Genomic DNA, 18,980 nt, shown 5'->3' on the forward strand with positions numbered 1-18,980 from the left:
ATGGGTGGGCGCGAAGAACGCACAGACCCCCGCACCGACCCGGCGGCGACGCTGGCGTGGGCGAAGGACGGGGCCGAGCACCTGCGCGGGCTGATGGGCAGGCTGGGCGGTGACACGTTCGCGATGCCGTCCGGCCTGCCCGGCTGGACGCGTGCGCACGTGCTCACCCACGTGGCCCGCAACGCGGACGCGTTGATCAACCTGCTCGACTGGGCCCGCACAGGCGTCCGCACGCCGGCCTACTCGGGGGAAGGTCAGCGCAACGCCGACATCGAGGCGGGCGCCCGGCGCTCGGCCGCGGAGATCCGTGCCGACGTCGTGGCGTCGTCGGACCGGCTCGCCGACGCCGTCCGCGCGATGCCCGCCGAGGCCTGGCGGGCGACCGTGGAGATCCGCGGGCACCGCATCCCGGTCACCGACGTGCTGTGGCTGCGGGCGGTGGAGACCTGGGTGCACGCCATCGACCTCGACGCGGGTGCCTCGTTCACGGACCTGCCGCAGCCGATGCTGCGCGCGCTGGTGGGCGAGCTCGCCTCGGTGATGGGGGAGCGGCCCGACGTGCCCGCGATGGTGCTGGTCGCCACCGGGGAGCCGGCGGGCCGCTGGACCGTGGGTGAGCCCGGCGCGGACGCCCCCGAGTTCTCGGGGAGCGCGGCCGAGCTCGCGGCGTGGCTCTCCGGTCGGGCCCCCGGACGGCACCTGCGCAGGCCCCCCGGGGTGCGGCTGCCGCACCTGGGCCGCTGGAGGTAGGCCGTGCCCGCGATGATGGGCGCGTGGCGGTCGAGGTGTCCGGGCGCGAGGCAGAGGTGCTCGACGCGGTCGGGGCCGGCATGTCCAACGCGCAGATCGCGCACCGGCTCCACCTCTCGGTGCGCACGGTCGAGGGGCACGTCTCCTCGCTGCTGCGCAAGTACGGCGTAGCCGATCGGAAGGCACTGGGTGCGGTAGCGGCGGCGGTCCCGGCGTCCGCATCGGCCCGGCCGGGCCTGGTCGCCGGCCTCCCGCCGTCCCGCACGACGTTCGTGGGACGGGTGGTGGAGCGCGAGACGGTGGCGTCCGCGCTCGCCGGCGGAGCCGTGGTGACGCTGGTCGGGCCCGGTGGCGTCGGCAAGACCCGCCTGGCGACGGTCGTGGCGGAGGGGACGCGGTTCCCGTTCGGCGGCGCGTTCGTCGATCTCGTCCCGGCCCGGGCCGAGTCGCTGGTGGCAGCCGTGGCCGCCGCGCTGGACGTGTCGGAGCGCGGGCACCCGACGTTGGAGGCGGCGGTCGTGGACCGGCTCGGCCGCGGCCCGGCGCTGCTCGTGCTGGACAACTGCGAGCACCTGCTGGGACCGGTCGCCGCGTTCGTCGACGGCCTGCTCGCCGCCTGCCCGCAGGCTGCGGTGCTCGCGACCAGCCGGGAACGGCTGGGGATCGCGGGGGAGCGGACCGTCGTGGTGCGTCCCCTTCCGGTGGGATCGGACGCCGAGCAGCTTTTCGTCGATCGCGCGCGGGCCCTCGATCCGGGCTTCGGCGCGGACCCGGACGCGGTGCGCGAGCTCTGCGCGCGCCTGGACGGCCTGCCGCTCGCCATCGAGCTGGCTGCCGCGCGTTCCGCGACGCTGGGCGCGGCCGGGCTGCTGGCCGGCCTCGGCGACCAGCTGCGACTGCTGGCGGGCAACCGTGGCACCGTCGTGCGGCACCGGTCGCTGCGCGCGGTCATCGGATGGAGCCACGACCTGCTCGACGACGAGGAGCGCGCGATCTTCCGGCGGCTCGCCGTCTTCGCCGGCCACTTCGACCTGGACGCCGCCGCGGCCGTCGCCGGTGGGGGTGACGTGGCGCTCGTCGCGGACGTGCTCGGACGTCTGGCGGACAAGAGCATGGTGCTGCGCCCGCCGGGCGAGCCGCCGCGGTGGCGGATGCTCGACGCGGTGCGCGCCTACGCGCGCGAGCAGCTGGACGGCAGCGCCGACCACGCCGAGGTGCGGGCGCGCTACCTGGAGTGGGTCGCCGGCGCCGGCGGGCACCCGTCGGACGACGTCCTCGGGGACCTGCGGGCCGCGCTGGCCACGGCCTCGCCCGGCCCGGACCCGGTCGTCCACCGGATCGCGGTGTCGCTGGCCAGGGCGAGCTTCCGCCGCCGCTTCGTGCACGAGGCGCTCGGCCACTTCCGCACTGCTGCCGGGCACGCGCCCGAGGCGGCGTCGGCGATGCGCGATCTGGCGGGTGCCGCGGACTGCGCGCTGGTCGTCAACGACACCGATCTCGCCTTCGAGCTCCGGCTGGCCGGCGCCCGGGCCGCGCGGGAGGCCGGAGACGGCAACGGCGAGGCCGTGGCACTCGCCCGGGCCGTCGAGATGGCGGCCCGCTACCCGGTGACGTTCCGCACCGAGGTGCCGCACGCCCGCCTCGTCGAGCTGCTGGCGACGGCGAGGTCGCGCGGTGACGCGGGCGATCCGGTCGTGGCCGCCCGGTTGGCGCTGGCGTCGGCGTGGGTCGCGACGCCGGAGAAGCTGTCGCCGGATCCCGTCCTTGCGGACGCCGCGGTCGAGGCGGCCGCGACGACGGCCGACCCGGTCCTGCTCAGCGCCGCCCTGGACGCGGTGCGGACGGTCGCGACGAGCACCGGTCGAGCAGGCGACGCGCACCGCGTCACGATGCGCCGCCTCGCGCTGGTGGAGCGGAGCGGATGGACGGCCACGACCCGTACGCCGCCGCGGAGATCGAGGACTCGGTCGGGCTGGCCGCGTTCGACGCGGTCGCCGCCGGTGACGTCCCGGCGGCGGTCCACGCCGCCGGGCTGGTGCTCGCCGACGAGCCCGACGCGGAGCCGTCCTACCTGGCCGCGAGCAAGGTCCTTCCGGTCGTCGTGCTCGGCGGCGACCTCGACGACGCCGTGTCGCTGGCATACCGGATGTGGCAGGGCTGGCAGCGCGCCGGCCGCCCGCCGGTGTTCTGGATGCAGGTCGGCGTGCACTTCGCGGCGCTGGCGCACGGTCTGCTGGCGGACCCCGGCGGGTTCGACCGGTGGCGCGACCGCGCCCGTGAACTGGCCGCGACGCCGTACGCCTTCCAGTCACGGCTGGCGCCGCTGGCGCTGTACGTCGAGGCCAGGACGGCACTGCACCTCGAGACGTTCGACACCGCGGAGGCGCTGACCGCCGCCGCGTTCGGTGACGGGGTGCAGGGGCGCTACCTGCCGTTCGCCCGGGCTGCCGCCGCCGAGCTCGCCGTGGCGGCCGGACTGCCGAGCGCGCCCCAGCGGACGGCGGCCGCGCAGGATGCGGACGACCCGTGGAACGCCGCGGTGCTGGAACGCGCCAGCGGCCGGCTCGCCGGCGATGCCGAGGCCGTGCGCCGTGCAGCGCGCCGGTGGGCGGATCTGGGTGCGCGCTTCGAGGAGGCGGCCACCCTGCGGTTGCTCCGACCGTGAGCACGTGGTGGTCAGGTGGTGGGCACGTGGTCGGCACGGGTGCCGGCAGCCTGCCCTCGACCAGAGGATGACGACGTCAGAGTTCCTCGACGAAGGAGTCCGCTGCGATGGCCGACAACAACAACGCACTGGCCGGCAACCTGCCCGCGACACCGCACCCCGCACTGCGCGCGCTGGACTTCATGGTCGGCACGTGGAAGGAGACCGGCCCGGTGGCGTCCGGGACCACCACGTCCGAGTGGATGGAGGGCGGGTTCTTCCTGGTCCGCCACATCGACTTCCACACGCCGGGTGGCCGGCACATCAAGGCCGTGGAGTACGTCGGGTTCGACGAGGACACCCAGACCCTGCGTTCGCACCTGATGGACAACCACGGGGCGAACTTCACCTACACGTACGACATCGACGGCGACACGCTGACGTACTGGTTCGGCGAACGGGGTTCGGACAACTTCTACCGCGGCACCTTCGACGCCGACCGCACCGGCTTCTCCGGACGCTGGCAGTGGCCGGGCGGCGGCTACGAGCTCGACGCGACGAAGGTCGGCTGATCATGTCGCGGGTCTTCGCGCAGGCGTCCATGTCGCTGGACGGCTTCGTCGCCGGCGCAGGCGAGACCGGGTTCGAGCACCTCTTCGACTGGTGCGGCAACGGTGACGTCGAGATCCGGGTGGCCGACGTCGAGCGGACCTACCGGGTCTCGGCCGCGAGCGCCGACCACGTGCTCGACATGCTGGACGGCACGGGCGCCATCGTGGTCGGTCGCCGCCAGTACGACGTGACGAACGGGTGGAACGGGCGGCACCCCAGCGGTGCGCCCGTGTTCGTCCTGACGCACCGGGCTCCGCCGGAGCCGGTGCCGGGGTTCACGTTCGTCACCACCGGGATCGTGGACGCCGTCGAGCGGGCGCGCGCGGCCGCCGGCGACCGCGACGTGGGCATCGGGCCGGGGACCGTCGTCGGCCAGGCGCTGGACGCCGGGTTGGTCGACGAGCTGCGGATCGACCTGGTGCCGGTGCTGCTCGGCGACGGGGTGCGGCTGACCGGGACGCTGGGCAAGACCCCGGTCGTCCTCGGGACGCCACGCGTCGTCGAGGGCCGCAACGTCACGCACCTCAGTTACGCGCTCGCATAGCGGTCGGCAGCGCGGGCGGGCCGGGTCGTGGGAGGCTCACCCCGTGCCCAGCACCGGTGCCCAACCCGATTTCGCCGCGGTGCGGCAGGAGTTCGGCCTGCCCACCGGCTTCCCGCCCGAGGTGCTCGCCGAAGCGGACGCGGCGGCGGCCGACGGCTCGACGAGCGACCCGGACCGGGTCGACGCGACGGACGTCGAGCTCGTCACGATCGACCCGCCGGGCTCGAAGGACCTGGATCAGGCCGTCGGCATCGAGCGCGTCGGCGACGGTTTCCGGGTGCACTACGCGATCGCGGACCTCGGTGCGGTGGTCGTGCCCGGTGGCGCGCTGGACACGGAGGTGCGCCGGCGCGGGCAGACGGTGTACCTGCCGGACGGGTCGGTGCCGCTGCACCCGCCGGTGCTGTCGGAGCAGGCGTCCAGCCTGCTGCCGGACGGGCCACGACGGGCCGTGCTGTGGACGATCGACCTGGACGCCGACGGCGCCGTCACGGCCACGGAGGTGCGGCGGGCGCTCGTGGCGTCGCGGGCACGGCTGGACTACGCGGGCGTGCAGGCCGAGCTCGACGCGGGTGCTCGGTTGCACCCGGCGATCGAGGCGTTGCCGGAGGTGGGGCGGCTGCGCCGGGCAGCGGCGGTGGCGCGGGGCGCGATCGAGCTGGAGCTGCCCGAGCAGGAGGTCGTGCCGGACACGAACGGCGGGTGGACGGTGCGCGTGCGCACGCGGCTGCCCGTCGAGGACTGGAACGCGGAGATCTCGCTGCTCACCGGCACCGTCGCGGCCGGCATGATGCTGCAGGCGGGGGTCGGGGTGCTGCGCACGTTGCCGGCGCCGGATGCCGAGGCCGTGGCCGGGTTGCGACGCACCGCGCAGCGGCTGGGCATCGAGTGGCCGGACGGGGCGAGCGCGGCGCAGGTGCTGGCCGGCCTGTCCGACGACGCGTCGGCACCGGTGCTGGCGCTGCGGCGGGCCGCGACGACGCTGCTGCGCGGCGCCGGTTACGCCGCGTTCGGTGCGGGGGTGGCGCCACCGGTCGATCCCGGCCACGGCGGGATCGGCGCGCCGTACGCCCACGTCACGGCGCCGCTGCGGCGCCTCGTCGACCGCTTCGGCACCGAGGTGTGCCTCGCCATCGCCGCGGGTGAAGCGCCGGCCCCGTGGCTCGCGGAGGCGCTGCCGCGGCTGCCCGAGCTGATGGGCGCGTCCGACTCGCTCGCCGGCAAGGTCGAGCGGGCGTGCGTGGACCGGACCGAAGCGGCCCGGCTGGCAGATCGGGTCGGTGCGTCCTTCGATGTGATCGTGCTGCGCGCGTCCAGTGCGGACGGGGAGCCGGGCGAGGTGTTCCTGCTGGAGCCCGCCGTGTTCGCGCGGTGCGCCGGCGTACCGACGGCGGGGGTGACGGTGGCGGCCCGCCTGACCGAGGCCGATCCGGCGACGGGCCGGGTGCTGTTCACGGCGAATCCGGAGTGACGGTCTACCTCACCGCCCGCAAACCCACCGACTCCGTCACGCTCGGCCTCCTGCCGGCCGCGGCCCGGCTGGGCCTGCCGGTGGTGCTGCTCACCGACCAGCCGGGCGCGCACGAGGCCGCGTACGCCGGGTTGGCGACGGCACCGGTCGCAGTGGTCGGCGCGGAGGTGGGCGACGCCGGCGCGGTCGCCTCGCGGGTCGCGGCGTTGGGTGACCGCTACGGCCGACCTGGTGCGCTGCTCTCCAACAGCGACCACCTCCAGGCCGCGACCGCGCTGGCCGCCGAGCTGCTCGACCTCCCGGCGAAGCCGTGGCGGGCCGCGGTGCGGGCGAAGAACAAGGCGCTGATGCGGCAGCGCCTGGCCGGGCTCGACGCCGTCGTCGCCGTCGAGCTGGGGCCGGACGATCCGCCGGTGTTCCCGACCTTCCCCGCGGTGGTGAAGCCGCGGGAAGGGGTGGCCAGCGAGGACGTCCTGCTCGTCCGCGACGAGCACGAGCTCGTGGCCACCGTGGCGGCGGTGCGAGCCCGGCGGCCCGGGGCGGCGCTGCTCGTCGAGGAGTACCTGGAGGGGCCGCTGCTGACGTTCGACACGCTCGGCGACGGCACGCGCCGCTGTCACACCGGCACCTGGCGGACCATGCTCGGTCCGCCGCCCGCGTTCACCGAGGTCCGGCTCGACTGGGCGCCGGCGGCGCTGGCCGGCGTGCGCGCGCAGCTCGACGCCCAGCTGGACGCGCTCGGCGTCGGGCTGGGGGCGTGCCACACCGAGGTGGTGCTGCAGGGCGAGCGGGTGCGGATCATCGAGGTCAACTACCGGTTGATCGGCGACCTCATGGACGTCGTGACGGCGGACGTGCTCGGCGTGGACCTGTTCGAGGCCGTCCTGCGCGTGCACGCGGGGGAGGCGCTGCCGGCCGCCGTGTGTGCGGCGCGCGGGGACCGGCACGGCCGCGTCGACTACGTGCTGGCTGAGCGTCCCGGCACCCTGGTCGCCGCGCCGCCGGACGAGGAGCGCTCGACGGGCGGGCTGACCGTGGGGCACCGGCGGATGCGCGCGGTCGGGGTGACCGCGCCGCTGGACGGCAGCAACCGCGACTACCTCTCCGCGGTGTGGGCCACCGGACCCGACGTGGAGGCCGTCGACGCCGCGGTGGACGGCTACCGGGAGACCCACGAGTGGCGCATCACCTGACGGGCCCGGAGGCGGAGCTGGTCGAGCGGGTGCTGGCCGCGCTGCTGCGCGAGGACCACCTCGGGCTGCACTCCCGTGGCCGGCTGGAGGACGGTCGCTGGGTCGTCGACCTCCCCGACGGGCGGCGCGCGGTGTTCGGCGTGCGGCGAGACGGGTTCCTGGCCGACCTCGCCGCCACCGACCTCGCCGTCGACGGGCAGCCGCTGCAGGACCTGGCCGGTGTGCTGGCCGTGCTGGCGCCGGACGCGTCCGACGCGGAGGCGACCGCCGGGTGGGCGGACTTCGGCGCCGAGTGCGCGTCTGCACTGGAGACGGCGCGGGACGCGGTGCCGGTCGACCCGCCCGGCCCGCGCACGGGGTTCGCCGGGCTGCTGCGCTACGACGCGCTGGCAGCGACCCGCGAGCATCCCGTGCACCCGACGGGCCGGGCCCGACCCGGACTGGACACCGCCGCCCGCCGCGCGTACGCGCCCGAGCACGCCCGACCGTTCCGCCTCCACTGGCGCCGGGTGCGCCGCGCGGACGTGCGGATCTCGCCCGCGCTCGCGGCCGATCCACCCGGCTGGTGGCCGCCGGGCACCGCGGGCGAGGTGGCCGTGCCGGTGCACCCGCTGGCCGGGGGAGAGCCGGCCGGGCCGCTGGTGGTGCCGACCCTGTCGATGCGCACGCTCGCGCTGGTCGAGGACCCGGGCGTGCACGTGAAGGTGCCGCTGCCCACCGCCACCCTGGGCGCCCGCAACCGCCGCACGATCAAGCCGGGGACGCTCGCGGACGGCGCCGCGATGCACGAGCTGCTCGGCGCGGTGCTGGCCCGGGAGCCCGACCTTGCCGCGACGGTGCTGCTGGCCGACGAGCGCCGCTTCCTGGAGGGCCCGGACGAGCACGTCGCGGCACTGGTGCGCGTCCTGCCCCCGGACATCGCGGACGACCGGCTGGTGCCGCTGGCCGCGCTGCCGGTGCGCGATCCACGCGCCGGCGGCACGACCGTCCTGGACGAGCTGGCCGCCGGCGACCGGTCCGGGTGGTTCGACCGCTACCTCGCGGTGCTGCTCGACTGGCACGTCGCGCTGTGGGTGCGCTACGGCATCGCGCTGGAGTCGCACCAGCAGAACATCGCCGTGGCGCAGAGCGACCGGCTCCGGCTCGTCTACAAGGACGACGACGGCGCCCGCGTCGACGCCGCGCACGCAACGGCTGCCCTGGGCGCGCCGCTGCCCGCCTTCAGCGACGCCCGCATGCTGGTCACCGATCCGAGCGAGCTCGCCGACCTGTTCGTGACGATCACGCTGCACCTCTGCGTGCGGGCGTTGCTGCCGGCGAGCGTCCTGGATGCTGTCCGCGACCGCATCGTCGACGCCGCCGACCGCTGGTGCGACACCGCCGAGCCGCGGTCGGTGGCCGCCCGGGCAGCCGTGCACCGCATGCTGACGGCCGACCGGTGGCCGGTGAAGGCGATGGTGACGGCCGGCACGTTGCTGCCGAAGGCGCGCGTGGCCTGCACGGACATCAACAAGCACTACATCCGTTCGGGTCCGAACTACCTGCGCCGCTCCGGTTCGTGGTGAGGTGAGGGTGTGCTAACCGAGCGGCGCATCCCGGCCCTGGCGGGAACGGCTGACACCGTCGCCGCGCACGCGCTGTTCGGCGTGCTGGTCCGCGACGTGGCCGGGCCCGCCGGTGTCGTGCAGGAGGCCGGGGAGCACCTGGAGGTAGACCTTCTCCCGGCCCGGCTGCGGGTCCGCCTGCGCGCCCGCTCGACGGTCCATGCGCACCGGTTCACCGGCCCCGTGCAGGAGGGGACGGCCGACGGGTGGGTCGACATCGGGCTCGAGCGGCTGCTGGAGCTGGTCGCGGCCGCCCTCACCCAGCGGTGCGGGCCGGCCGGCGGACAGCTCCTCGACGAGGTGCGCGCCGGTCGGGCGGCCCTCGCGGCGGTGCTGGCCGATCGCCCGGACCACCCGGCGCGCCCGCTGGCCGAGCCCGCCGCCGGCTACGTCGACTCGGAGCAGGCGCTGCTCGCCGGCCATCCCCGCCATCCGGCGCCGAAGTGGCGTTCCGGGACGCCGCAGGAGTGGCGCCGCTGGTCCCCGGAGGCGCGCACCGCGTTCCCGCTGCACTGGTTCGCCGTCCGCGACGACCTGGTGCAGGAGTGGAGCATCGGGCCCTCGCTGATCGACGAGCTCGCCCCCGAGGTGCCGGACGGCCACCGCGCGCTGCCGCTGCACCCGTGGCAGGCACGGATGCTGGCGCCCGAGCTGGCGGCCCGAGCCGGGCTGGTCGACCTGGGACCGGGCGGCCCGCCGTGGCACCCGACGTCCAGCGTGCGGACCCTCTACCAGCCCGAGGCCGACGTGTTCCTCAAGACCAGCCTGACGGTGCGCATCACCAACTGCGTGCGGCACTCGTCGGTCGCCGATCTGGAGGGCGCGGTCCTGCTGACCCGGCTGCTGGCCGGCGCCGGTGCGCCCGGGTTCGCGCTGCTCGGCGAGCCGTCCGCACGGACGGTCCGCGTGCCGCAGCTGGCCGGCCGGGTCGGGGTGATCGCCCGGTGCGGGCTGGGCCTGGCACCGGGGGAGCGGGCGCACCTGGCCGGGACGCTCGCCGCGCAGGAGGTGGATCCGGCCGCTATCCCGACCCGGTTGGCCGACGTCCTGCAGGGCGGGGACCCGCTGGACTGGTGGGACCGCTACGTCGCGCTGGTGGTGCCGCCGGTGCTGCGGCTGTGGGCCGGGCAGGGTGTCGTGCTGGAACCGCACCTGCAGAACGTCCTGGTCGTCACCGGGACCGACGGGTCGCCGCGCCGGGTCCTGCTGCGCGACATGGAAGGGGTGCGGCTGCGCACCGACCGGCATGCCGCACTGCTCGCGTCGCTGGCCCCGCCGGTGGCGGCAGCGACCGCCTACGACGCCGAGCAGGCCGCCGCGCGGATCGGCTACTGCCTGCTCGTGAACAACCTGGGTGAGCTCGCCGTCGCGGTGGCCGAGCTGGGGGGCGTGCCCGAGCAGCGGCTCTGGACGCCCGTGCGTGACGCGGTCGCCGCCGTCGCGGCCGAGCTGGGCGAACCGGCCGAGCTGCGGCAGCTCCTGACCGGCCCGACGCTGCCGGCCAAGGCGAACCTCGTGGTGCGCTGGCGGGGCGCCGAGGACCCGGACGCCCCGTACGTGCCGGTGCCCAACCCGCTCGCCCGGTGATCACGCCCGCGGTCGAGACGGCCGCTCGCACGGCTCCGCTCCCTGCCTACGTCTACGACCTCGACCACCTCGACGGGCACGTGGCCGCGATCGCGGCGACGATGCGGGCGGGGCCGGGCCGCGTCGAGATCCACTACGCGGCCAAGGCGAATCCCGACGAGGGCGTGCTGGCCACCGTCGCGCGGCACGTCGACGGCGTCGAGGTGGCCAGCGGCGGTGAGCTGGCTCACGTGCGGCGGGTGCTCGGGCCCGACGTGCCGGTCGCGTTCGGCGGGCCCGGCAAGACCGACGAGGAGCTGGCCGCGGCGGTGCGCCACGCCGACCGCGTCCACGTCGAGAGCCGGCACGAGCTCCGGCGGCTCGCCGCCGCTGCCCGCGCCGCCGGCGTCACGGCCCAGGTGCTGCTGCGGGTGAACGTGCCGGGCGGCCCGGGCGGGGTGCTGCGGATGGGTGGCGGGCCGAGCCCGTTCGGCATGGACCCGGGCGAGATCGACGCCTGCGTGGCGGAGCTCCCGCCCGAGATCGCGCTGGTCGGGGTGCACGCGCACCTCGCCAGCGGCCTCGACGCCGCCGACTGCGCCGCCCAGGGACGCGCGGTACTCGACTGGGCGGGCGGGTTCGCCGCGCGGCACGCCGTCGCGCTCGCCGAGGTGGTGATCGGCGGCGGGATGAACGTCGACTACACCCGCCCCGACGAGGGGTTCGACTGGGCGGCCTACCGCGCGGCGCTGCGGCTGCCCGACCGCGGCCCGACCGTGCGCATCGAGCCGGGCCGGGCGATCACGGCGTACTCGGGCTGGTACGTGATCGACGTGCTCGACCTCAAGCGCAGCGCCGGCGAGTGGTTCGCGATCTGCCGCGGCGGCACCCACCACCTGCGCACCCCCGTGGCGAAGGGGCACGACCAGCCGTTCACTGTGCTGCCCACCGGTGCCGGACCCGGGCACGCCGGGCCCGTCACCGTGGTGGGCCAGCTCTGCACCCCGAAGGACGTGCTGGCCCGCCGCGTGCCGGTCGACCGGATCGCGGTGGGCGACCGGGTGGTGTTCGCCCTGGCCGGCGCGTACGCGTGGAACATCAGCCACCACGACTTCCTGATGCACCCGCCCCCGACCCTTCTGCGGGTCGGGGGCGGGGCCGATCAGGTGTAGGAGTGCTCCTCGGCGGGGTAGCTGCCGCCGCGCACGTCCTCGCCGAAGCGCTTGGCCGCGTCCAGCAGCACCGCGCCGACGTCGGCGTACTGCTTGACGAACCGCGGCTTGCGCCCTCGGTTCATGCCGGCCATGTCCGACCACACGAGCACCTGCGCGTCGGTCTCCGGGCCGGCGCCGATGCCGATCGTCGGGATCACCAGCTCGGCGGTGACCCGCTTCGCGACGTCGGCCGGCACCATCTCCAGCACCACCGCGAACGCGCCGGCCGCCTGCATGGCCAGCGCGTCCTCGACGAGCTTGTCGCCGCCGTGCCCGCGGCCCTGCACCCGGTACCCGCCCAGCGCGTGCTCGCTCTGCGGGGTGAACCCGAGGTGCGCCATCACCGGGATGCCGGACGCGGTGAGCGCCTCGACCTGCGGCGCGAACCGCGCCCCGCCCTCCAGCTTCACCGCGTGCGCGCCGGCCTCCTTCATGAACCGGAACGACGTGGTCAGGGCCTGCTCGGGGGAGATCTGGTAGCTGCCGAACGGCAGGTCGGCCACCACGAGCGCCCGCGTCGTGCCGCGCACCACGGCCTTGACCAGCGGCAGCAGCTCGTCGACGGTCACGGGGATGGTGTTGTCGTAGCCGAACACGTTGTTGCCGGCCGAGTCGCCGACGAGCAGGACCGGGATGCCGGCCTCGTCGAAGATCTCGGCGGAGTACACGTCGTAGGCGGTGAGCATCGGCCACCGCTCCCCGCGTTCCTTCAGCTCGCGCAGGTGGTGCACCCGCACCCGCTTCGGTGGTGCCGCGGTCCGGTACGGGTTCTCTGCAGCGCCCGAATCTGTGCCAGACATCGTTGTCCGTCCTCCCTCGAGGCCCGCGTGCGGGTCCCCGGGTCGTCAGGTGGTTGACGCGCTCAGCGTGACAGCGGGGGCCGGGCGCGGCACGCCGGTGTCGTCAGGTTCACAGTGCGGTCAGAGCGCTGCGGCGAGCACCTCCTCCACGAACGCGACGACCGCCTTGCCGCGCGCTGCGGGCTCTGCGGGCGGGTCGGGATCGACGCCCGTGGCGCGGTAGCCGAGCGCGGTGCGCACGAGCGGGTGCCAGCGCTCGTCGTAGGTGGCGAGCGCGAATCGGCCGGCCCCGTCCTTCGAGGTCATGGCGCCGGTGGCGAGCAGGTGGTGCAGCCGCGGCGCCCCCAGCACGAACCACGTGACGAGCTGCGGGTCGAACCCGGAGTCGGGGTAGGTGCGGACCAGGTCGATGCGCGTGGCCCAGTACTGCTCGAGGTTGCGGCGGGTGAACGCGCGCAGCGCGGCGGGGTCGGTCCACACGGGCGGCAGCTGCCCGCGCACGGAGATCCCCCGCTCGGCCAGCTCGTGCCAGGTGACCGGGTTGATCCCGGCGCGGTTGACGGCGAACGCACGGGCGAGCGTCGTCGGGACGTCCGGGCAGTCGTCGGGCGGCCTGGCCAGGTCGGTGGCGAGCAGGTGCGCGACGTCGAGGTCGGGCCCGCCCTCGGCGGCGAGCGTCCCGTGCACCGCGCGCAGCGCAGCCAGCTCGCTCTCGTCGGGACGGTGGGTCAGCACGGCCACCGCGTCGACGTCGGAGCGGCCCGCGTGGTACTCGCCGAACGTGAGCGACCCGTGCAGGTGCAGGCCGGCGAGCAGGCCCGGCACCGCCGCGTCGACGAGGTCGGTGAATCGGCTGCACACGCGGGCGACGTCGGCGGGGAGCTCCACGGCGCAACGGTAGCGACCTGAGCAGCCGGAACAGCCCTGCGCGGCTCACCTGCGCCGACGCTGGCATGCTGTGCCGGGTGAGAGCCCGTCGCCGTTCGCTCCTCGTTCCCGCCGTCGTCGCGGCGCTCGCCGTCGCTCTGGCGGCCTGCGCGACCGCGCCGAGCGGCCAGGGCTCCGGCGCCGGGGCTCCCGTCGATGCCGGCCTCCAGAAGTTCTACGACCAGAAGCTGAGCTGGGGCCCGTGCGGCGACTTCGCCACGGCGAAGGAGGACCAGGAGCGCTACGCGCAGCCGCGGTTCGAGTGCGCCAAGCTCGAGGTGCCGCTGGACTACGCCAAGCCGGCCGAACGCACCGCCCAGATCGCGGTGCTGCGGCAGAAGGCCACGGGTCCCGACCGGATCGGCTCGCTGCTGTTCAACCCCGGCGGCCCGGGGGCGTCGGGCAACCGGCAGGTCGTCTACACCGCGCCGGACCTCGAGCAGAGCCCGCTGTCGAAGCGGTTCGACCTCGTCGGGTTCGACCCGCGCGGCACCGGAGCGTCCACCCCGGCGCTGGACTGCATCGACGACAAGGAGTGGGAGGCCGAGCGGCTCGACCACGACATCGACCCGTCGCCGGCCGGCGTCGCGCAGACGGAGAAGGAGAACCAGGACTTCGTCGCCGGCTGCGTCCGCCGCTCCGGCGGTGCCGACGTGCTCGCCAACATGGGCACCCGCGACGCCGCCCGCGACATGGACGTGCTGCGTGCCGCGCTCGGCGACGCGAAGCTGTCCTACATCGGCTACTCGGCCGGCACCCGGCTCGGCTACACCTACGCCGAGCAGTTCCCGCAGAACGTGCGGGCCCTGGTGCTCGACGGGGCGCTCGACCCCAAGCAGTCCACGATCGACCGCATCGTGAAGCAGAACGCCGGGTTCCAGCTGGCGTTCGACAACTACGCGGCCGACTGCGCGAAGAACCCCAGTTGCCCGCTCGGCACCGACCCGAAGCAGGCCACCGCGCGGCTGCAGGCGCTGACCCGGCCGCTGGTCACGAAGCCGATGCCGGTCGGTGCCCGGCAGATGTCGTACAACGACGCGCTCACCGGCGTCATCCAGGCGCTGTACAGCAAGGACTTCTGGCGCTACCTCACGCAGGGCCTCTCGATGTACGCGAACGGCGACGGGCGGCTGCTGATGAGCCTTGCCGACGCCTACTACGACCGCGGCCAGGACGGTCACTACTCGAACTACATCGAGGCGTTCCGCAGCATCAGCTGCCTCGACGAGGAGCGCACCACGCGCGAGGAGCAGGGCGAGCTGTCCAAGGCAGCGAAGGCCGCCGCGCCGTTCTCCGACGACGGCACCCCGCCCGTGGCGGCGGAGGACATCTGCTCCTTCTGGCCCACGCCGCCCACGTCGCAGCCGCACGTGCCGTCGGTGCCGGGGCTGCCGAAGATCGTCGTGATCTCGACGACGGGCGACCCGGCCACGCCGTACCAGGCGGGGGTCGATCTCGCGCAGGGGCTCGGCGCCAGCCTCATCACGCACGAGGGAGAGGGGCACGGGGTGGCGCTCAAGGGGGTGGCGTGCATCGACGACGCCGTCGCCGCGTACCTGATCGATCTGAAGGATCCGGCGGCCGGGATGCGCTGCGCAGGGTGAGGACCACCCGTTTCGGCACGTCACAGTGGTCTGTGCGGAGCCGGAAACATAGCCGTAACAGGCCGTTCCTAGGCTCGGTCAGGCACGGTCGACGCAGGAGACGGGACGGGTAGGGAATGGATCGCCAGCAGGAGTTCGTGCTCCGCACGCTCGAGGAGCGCGACATCCGCTTCGTGCGGCTGTGGTTCACCGACGTCCTCGGGTACCTCAAGTCCGTGGCGGTGGCGCCCGCCGAGCTGGAAGGCGCGTTCGCCGAGGGCATCGGGTTCGACGGCTCGGCGATCGAGGGCTTCGCCCGCGTCTACGAGTCCGACATGGTGGCGCGGCCCGACCCGTCCACGTTCCAGGTGCTGCCGTGGGAGACCAGCTCGGGTGACCACTACTCGGCCCGGATGTTCTGCGACATCGCGATGCCCGACGGCTCGCCGTCGTGGGCGGACCCGCGGCACGTGCTGCGGCGGGCGCTGTCGAAGGCGGCCGAGGCCGGGTTCACGTGCTACGTCCACCCGGAGATCGAGTTCTACCTGCTGCGCGACCTGACGGCCGACGGCACGCCGCCGGTCCCCGCCGACTCCGGGGGCTACTTCGACCAGTCCAGCCACGACGTCGCCCCGCACTTCCGGCGCAACGCGATCGAGACGCTGGAGTCGATGGGCATCTCGGTCGAGTTCTCCCACCACGAGGGCGGGCCCGGCCAGCAGGAGATCGACCTGCGCTACGCCGACGCGCTGACGATGGCCGACAACATCATGACCTTCCGGTACGTGGTGAAGGAGGTCGCGCTCACCCAGGGCGTGCGGGCCTCCTTCATGCCGAAGCCGTTCTCGGCGCACCCCGGCTCGGCCATGCACACCCACTTCTCGCTGTTCGAGGGCGACCGCAACGCCTTCCACGACCCCGACGACCCGTACGAGCTCTCCGAGACGGGCAAGGCGTTCGTGGCCGGCGTGCTGCGGCACGCCCGCGAGATCACCGCGGTCACCAACCAGTGGGTGAACTCGTACAAGCGCCTGATCGTCGGCGGCGAGGCCCCGACGGCCGTGTCGTGGGGCCACGCGAACCGGTCCGCGCTGGTGCGCGTGCCGATGTACTCGCCCGGCAAGTCGTCGACGCGACGGGTGGAGATCCGCACCCTGGACAGCGCCTGCAACCCGTACCTGGCCTTCGCGGTGATCCTGGGCGCCGGGCTGCGCGGCGTCGCGAAGGGCTACGAGCTGGGCCCGGCCACCGAGGACGACGTCTGGTCGCTCACGGAGACCGAGCGCAAGGCGATGGGCTACGAGTCGCTGCCGCAGAACCTCACCGAGGCGCTGGCGGCGATGGAGCACTCCGAGCTGGTGGCCGAGGTGCTCGGCGAGCACGTCTTCGACTTCTTCCTGCGCAACAAGCGGGTCGAGTGGGACGGCTACCGGCGCCAGGTCACCCCGTACGAGCTCGCCACCTACCTCCCGGTCCTCTAGTCGCCCGGCGGCGCCGCGAGGTTGAGGTAGTCGCGGAACCGCCGGATCCGGCCGTCGCGGACCGTCAGGATGACGAGGTTCGGCGCCGTGAACGGGCGCCCGGCCCGGGTCGTCCCGCTGGCCTCCTGCTCGACGACGATGGTGTTCGGGTCGGTCGTCTCGAGCAGCGAGACGGTCCGGTAGCGCTCGACGCGCAGCGGACTCCGCTCCCAGTTGGCCGCGATGAACGCCACGATGGCGTCGCGACCGCTCACCCGGCTCGGCACGCCGGGCACGGTGAAGGGGAAGTCGTGGACGGCGTCCTCGGCGTACACGCGGGCCATGCCCTCGACGGAGTGGGCGAGGCTCGCGGCCCGGAAGAGCTCCAGTACCTCGCGCGGGCCCGGCGGTGGCTGGTCGTCCGACACCTCGCCCAGCCTAGGAGTTCCGCCGGAGAAGGGGCGGCTACCGTGCAACCATGCACGTCCTCGTCTCCGGCGGAGCCGGCTACATCGGGTCCCACACGGTCCTGGCGCTGATCAGGGCCGGGCACAGCGTGGTGGTCGTCGACGACTTCTCCAACAGCAAGGCCGCGGTCGTCGGCCGGCTGGAGGCGCTGGCCGGCCAGCAGATCCCGGTGCAGGCGTTCGACCTCACCGACCGCGACAAGACCGACCGGCTCTTCGACACCGAGCACGTCGACGCCGTCATCCACTTCGCCGGGTTCAAGGCGGTGGGGGAGAGCGTCGCGAAGCCGCTGACGTACTACACCAACAACCTCGACACGACGTTCTCGCTGCTGCGCGCGATGGAGCGGCACGGCACCCCGAAGCTGGTGTTCTCCTCCTCGGCGACGGTGTACGGGCCGCGTTCGGTGCTGCCCTACCGCGAGGACGGCGAGGAGCCGATCGAGGCGGTCAACCCCTACGGACGCAGCAAGGTGATGCTGGAGCACGTCCTCACCGACGTGGCCGCGGCCGCGCCGGCGCTGAAGGTGGCGCTGCTGCGCTACTTCAACCCGGTGGGCGCGCACCCGTCCGGCATGATCGGCGAGGACCCTGGCGGCATCCCGAACAACCTGGTGCCCTACATCGCGCAGGTCGCGGTCGGGCGCCGCGAGAAGCTCAGCGTCTTCGGCGGCGACTACGACACCCCCGACGGCACCTGCCTGCGCGACTACATCCACGTCGAGGACCTGGCCGAGGGGCACGTCGCCGCACTGGAGTACCTGACGACGGCCACCGAGCCGGCGCGCGCGTTCAACCTCGGCACCGGGCACGGCACGTCGGTGCTGGAGATGGTGCACGCGTTCGAGCGGGCGGCCGGCAGGCCGATCCCGTACGAGATCGTCGACCGCCGCCCCGGTGACCTGCCGGTGAGCTACGCCGACGTCAGCCGGGCCGCGGCCGAGCTGGGCTGGCGCGCGACCCGCAGCGTCGACGACATGTGCGTGGACGCCTGGCGCTGGCAGTCGCAGAACCCGGAGGGCTACCCGGACGCGTGAGCGGCGCGTCGGTGGAGGTCGTCCTGCACGCGGACGGGGCCCGGTTCGCCGCGCACGCCCAGGAGTTCTACGCCCGCGATCCCGAGCGGCACACGCTGGCGCTGACGGTGCTCGACGGCGTCGTGCGCCACGGCGACCCGGCGTCCGCGCTGGCCACGGTGCACGCGGCCGGCGCCGTGGTGGGCGCGCTCCTGTGCAGCCCGAGACGGCCGCCGATCGTCTCCGGGGTGGCGCCCGACCAGGCCGGTGCGGTCGTCGACGCGCTGGCCGACGGCGGGTTCCGCGCCATCGGCGCGCGCGGCCCCACCGCGGAGGCGCAGGCGTACGCCGCCGCCCACGTGGCGCGGCACGGCGGCAACGTCACCGTGGGTAGGGCCACGCGGCTGTTCGCGTTGGGCACGCTGGTCCCGCCGGTGGGGGTGCCCGGGCGTGCCCGGCCGGCCGACGTCGCCGACGCCGAGCTGATGCACGGGTGGCGGCACGGGTTCGAGGCAGAGGCCGAGCCGCCCGGCCACGTCGTCCACACCGTCGAGACGGTCGCGCGGGACATCGCGCGGTCCGACGGCGGGGTTCTGCTGTGGACCGTCGACGATCAGCCCGTCGCGTGGGCCACCGCCCGCGTGCCCGTCGGCGGGATGTCGCGCATCGGACCCGTCTACACCGCGCCGGAGCACCGCGGCCGTGGCTACGGGGCAGCCGTCACCGCGGCGGCGGCGCGGTGGGCTCTCGACCACGGGGCGGACCGGGTCCTGCTGTTCACCGACCTGGCCAACCCGGTGTCGAACCGGCTCTACCCGCGGATCGGCTTCGCACCCGTCTACGACGGGCTGGACCTGGACTTCAACGACTGAAGGCCGACGCTAGGCTGCCGCGCATGACCGAGTCCGACGGCCTGGTGTGGCGGCGCGGCAGCACCGCCACGGCGGCCGACGAGGGTGCCGTGGAGATCGCGGTGCTGCCCGCCGGCGACGTCCTGCTGCGCACGACCGCGTCGACGGCCGCGGGCCGGCCGCCGCTGCGCTACACGCCGGCCGAGTGGCGGGAGTTCCTCGCCGGTGTGCGGGCCGGCGAGTTCGACACCCCCTGAGCCGCCGGGCAGGATCGAGGG

The 18,980-nt window shown here is 74.7% G+C and carries 18 protein-coding genes; 15 read left to right on the top strand and 3 right to left on the bottom strand.

Annotation, left to right across the window (positions count from 1 at the left end; all coding sequences use genetic code 11):
- The 10 genes from ACQEVB_RS38085 (at position 1) to ACQEVB_RS38130 (ending at position 11,556) form a co-directional block, all read left to right on the top strand.
- The gene (locus tag ACQEVB_RS38085) at positions 1-750 is read left to right on the top strand and encodes a maleylpyruvate isomerase family mycothiol-dependent enzyme (RefSeq protein ID WP_432983828.1); all 750 of its coding nucleotides are present in this window, start codon (positions 1-3) and stop codon (positions 748-750) included.
- Between the two features lie 23 nt (positions 751-773).
- On the top strand, positions 774-3,140 hold the full coding sequence (locus ACQEVB_RS38090) for an ATP-binding protein (protein WP_432983831.1): 2,367 nt from the start codon (positions 774-776) through the stop codon (positions 3,138-3,140).
- 23 nt (positions 3,141-3,163) lie between these two features.
- On the top strand, positions 3,164-3,415 hold the full coding sequence (locus tag ACQEVB_RS38095; RefSeq protein WP_432983834.1) for a hypothetical protein: 252 nt from the start codon (positions 3,164-3,166) through the stop codon (positions 3,413-3,415).
- 107 nt (positions 3,416-3,522) lie between these two features.
- A complete protein-coding gene (locus ACQEVB_RS38100; RefSeq protein WP_432983837.1) occupies positions 3,523-3,966 on the top strand; it encodes a hypothetical protein in 444 nt (147 codons plus the stop codon).
- Between the two features lie 2 nt (positions 3,967-3,968).
- Positions 3,969-4,550 carry a dihydrofolate reductase family protein gene (locus ACQEVB_RS38105; RefSeq protein ID WP_432983840.1) on the top strand — a complete coding sequence of 194 codons (582 nt, stop codon included), beginning with the start codon at positions 3,969-3,971 and terminating at the stop codon, positions 4,548-4,550.
- 43 nt (positions 4,551-4,593) lie between these two features.
- Positions 4,594-6,021 carry an RNB domain-containing ribonuclease gene (locus ACQEVB_RS38110; RefSeq protein WP_432983843.1) on the top strand — a complete coding sequence of 476 codons (1,428 nt, stop codon included), beginning with the start codon at positions 4,594-4,596 and terminating at the stop codon, positions 6,019-6,021.
- Positions 6,018-7,214 (top strand): ATP-grasp domain-containing protein, encoded by a 1,197-nt coding sequence (locus ACQEVB_RS38115; protein ID WP_432983846.1) that lies wholly within the window; start codon positions 6,018-6,020, stop codon positions 7,212-7,214. Before ACQEVB_RS38110 ends, ACQEVB_RS38115 begins: the two co-directional genes overlap by 4 nt.
- Positions 7,199-8,779 (top strand): IucA/IucC family protein, encoded by a 1,581-nt coding sequence (locus ACQEVB_RS38120; protein WP_432983849.1) that lies wholly within the window; start codon positions 7,199-7,201, stop codon positions 8,777-8,779. Before ACQEVB_RS38115 ends, ACQEVB_RS38120 begins: the two co-directional genes overlap by 16 nt.
- A gap of 9 nt (positions 8,780-8,788) precedes the next feature.
- Entirely contained in the window at positions 8,789-10,405 is a 1,617-nt protein-coding gene (locus tag ACQEVB_RS38125; RefSeq protein WP_432983852.1) for an IucA/IucC family protein, read from the top strand.
- Positions 10,402-11,556: an alanine racemase gene (locus tag ACQEVB_RS38130; RefSeq protein WP_432983855.1), complete on the top strand. Its 1,155-nt coding sequence runs from the start codon at positions 10,402-10,404 to the stop codon at positions 11,554-11,556. The genes ACQEVB_RS38125 and ACQEVB_RS38130 overlap by 4 nt, the downstream gene beginning before the upstream one ends.
- Here the strand turns inward: ACQEVB_RS38130 and panB are convergent.
- Both panB and ACQEVB_RS38140 read right to left on the bottom strand, forming a co-directional pair.
- The gene (gene panB, locus ACQEVB_RS38135; RefSeq protein WP_432983858.1) at positions 11,547-12,398 is read right to left on the bottom strand and encodes a 3-methyl-2-oxobutanoate hydroxymethyltransferase; all 852 of its coding nucleotides are present in this window, start codon (positions 12,396-12,398) and stop codon (positions 11,547-11,549) included. The two genes, ACQEVB_RS38130 and panB, sit on opposite strands and share 10 nt — an antisense overlap.
- A 120-nt stretch (positions 12,399-12,518) precedes the next feature.
- On the bottom strand, positions 12,519-13,286 hold the full coding sequence (locus ACQEVB_RS38140; RefSeq protein ID WP_432983861.1) for a hypothetical protein: 768 nt from the start codon (positions 13,284-13,286) through the stop codon (positions 12,519-12,521).
- Positions 13,287-13,363: 77 nt separating this feature from the next.
- On the opposite strand from ACQEVB_RS38140, the gene ACQEVB_RS38145 reads away from it, so the two are divergent.
- Positions 13,364-14,929, top strand: coding sequence for an alpha/beta hydrolase (locus ACQEVB_RS38145; RefSeq protein WP_432983864.1), 1,566 nt, complete (start codon positions 13,364-13,366; stop codon positions 14,927-14,929).
- Positions 14,930-15,045: 116 nt separating this feature from the next.
- The gene (locus tag ACQEVB_RS38150; protein WP_432983867.1) at positions 15,046-16,389 is read left to right on the top strand and encodes a glutamine synthetase family protein; all 1,344 of its coding nucleotides are present in this window, start codon (positions 15,046-15,048) and stop codon (positions 16,387-16,389) included.
- Here ACQEVB_RS38150 and ACQEVB_RS38155 read toward each other — a convergent pair.
- Positions 16,386-16,796, bottom strand: a complete 411-nt coding sequence (locus ACQEVB_RS38155; RefSeq protein ID WP_432983870.1) for a nuclear transport factor 2 family protein — start codon at positions 16,794-16,796, stop codon at positions 16,386-16,388. The two genes, ACQEVB_RS38150 and ACQEVB_RS38155, sit on opposite strands and share 4 nt — an antisense overlap.
- A 50-nt stretch (positions 16,797-16,846) precedes the next feature.
- On the opposite strand from ACQEVB_RS38155, the gene galE reads away from it, so the two are divergent.
- Genes galE through ACQEVB_RS38170 form a run of 3 tightly spaced genes read left to right on the top strand, consistent with a single transcriptional unit; the run spans position 16,847 to position 18,959 of the window.
- Complete coding sequence (galE, locus tag ACQEVB_RS38160; RefSeq protein ID WP_432983873.1) at positions 16,847-17,872, top strand: UDP-glucose 4-epimerase GalE; 1,026 nt, start codon at positions 16,847-16,849, stop codon at positions 17,870-17,872.
- The gene (locus tag ACQEVB_RS38165; RefSeq protein ID WP_432983876.1) at positions 17,869-18,723 is read left to right on the top strand and encodes a GNAT family N-acetyltransferase; all 855 of its coding nucleotides are present in this window, start codon (positions 17,869-17,871) and stop codon (positions 18,721-18,723) included. Before galE ends, ACQEVB_RS38165 begins: the two co-directional genes overlap by 4 nt.
- Positions 18,724-18,746: 23 nt before the next feature.
- Positions 18,747-18,959, top strand: a complete 213-nt coding sequence (locus ACQEVB_RS38170; protein WP_432983879.1) for a DUF397 domain-containing protein — start codon at positions 18,747-18,749, stop codon at positions 18,957-18,959.
- Positions 18,960-18,980 lie beyond the last annotated feature (21 nt).

It is taken from the genome of Pseudonocardia sp. CA-107938 (genome assembly GCF_050936315.1).
GTDB lineage: Bacteria > Actinomycetota > Actinomycetes > Mycobacteriales > Pseudonocardiaceae > Pseudonocardia.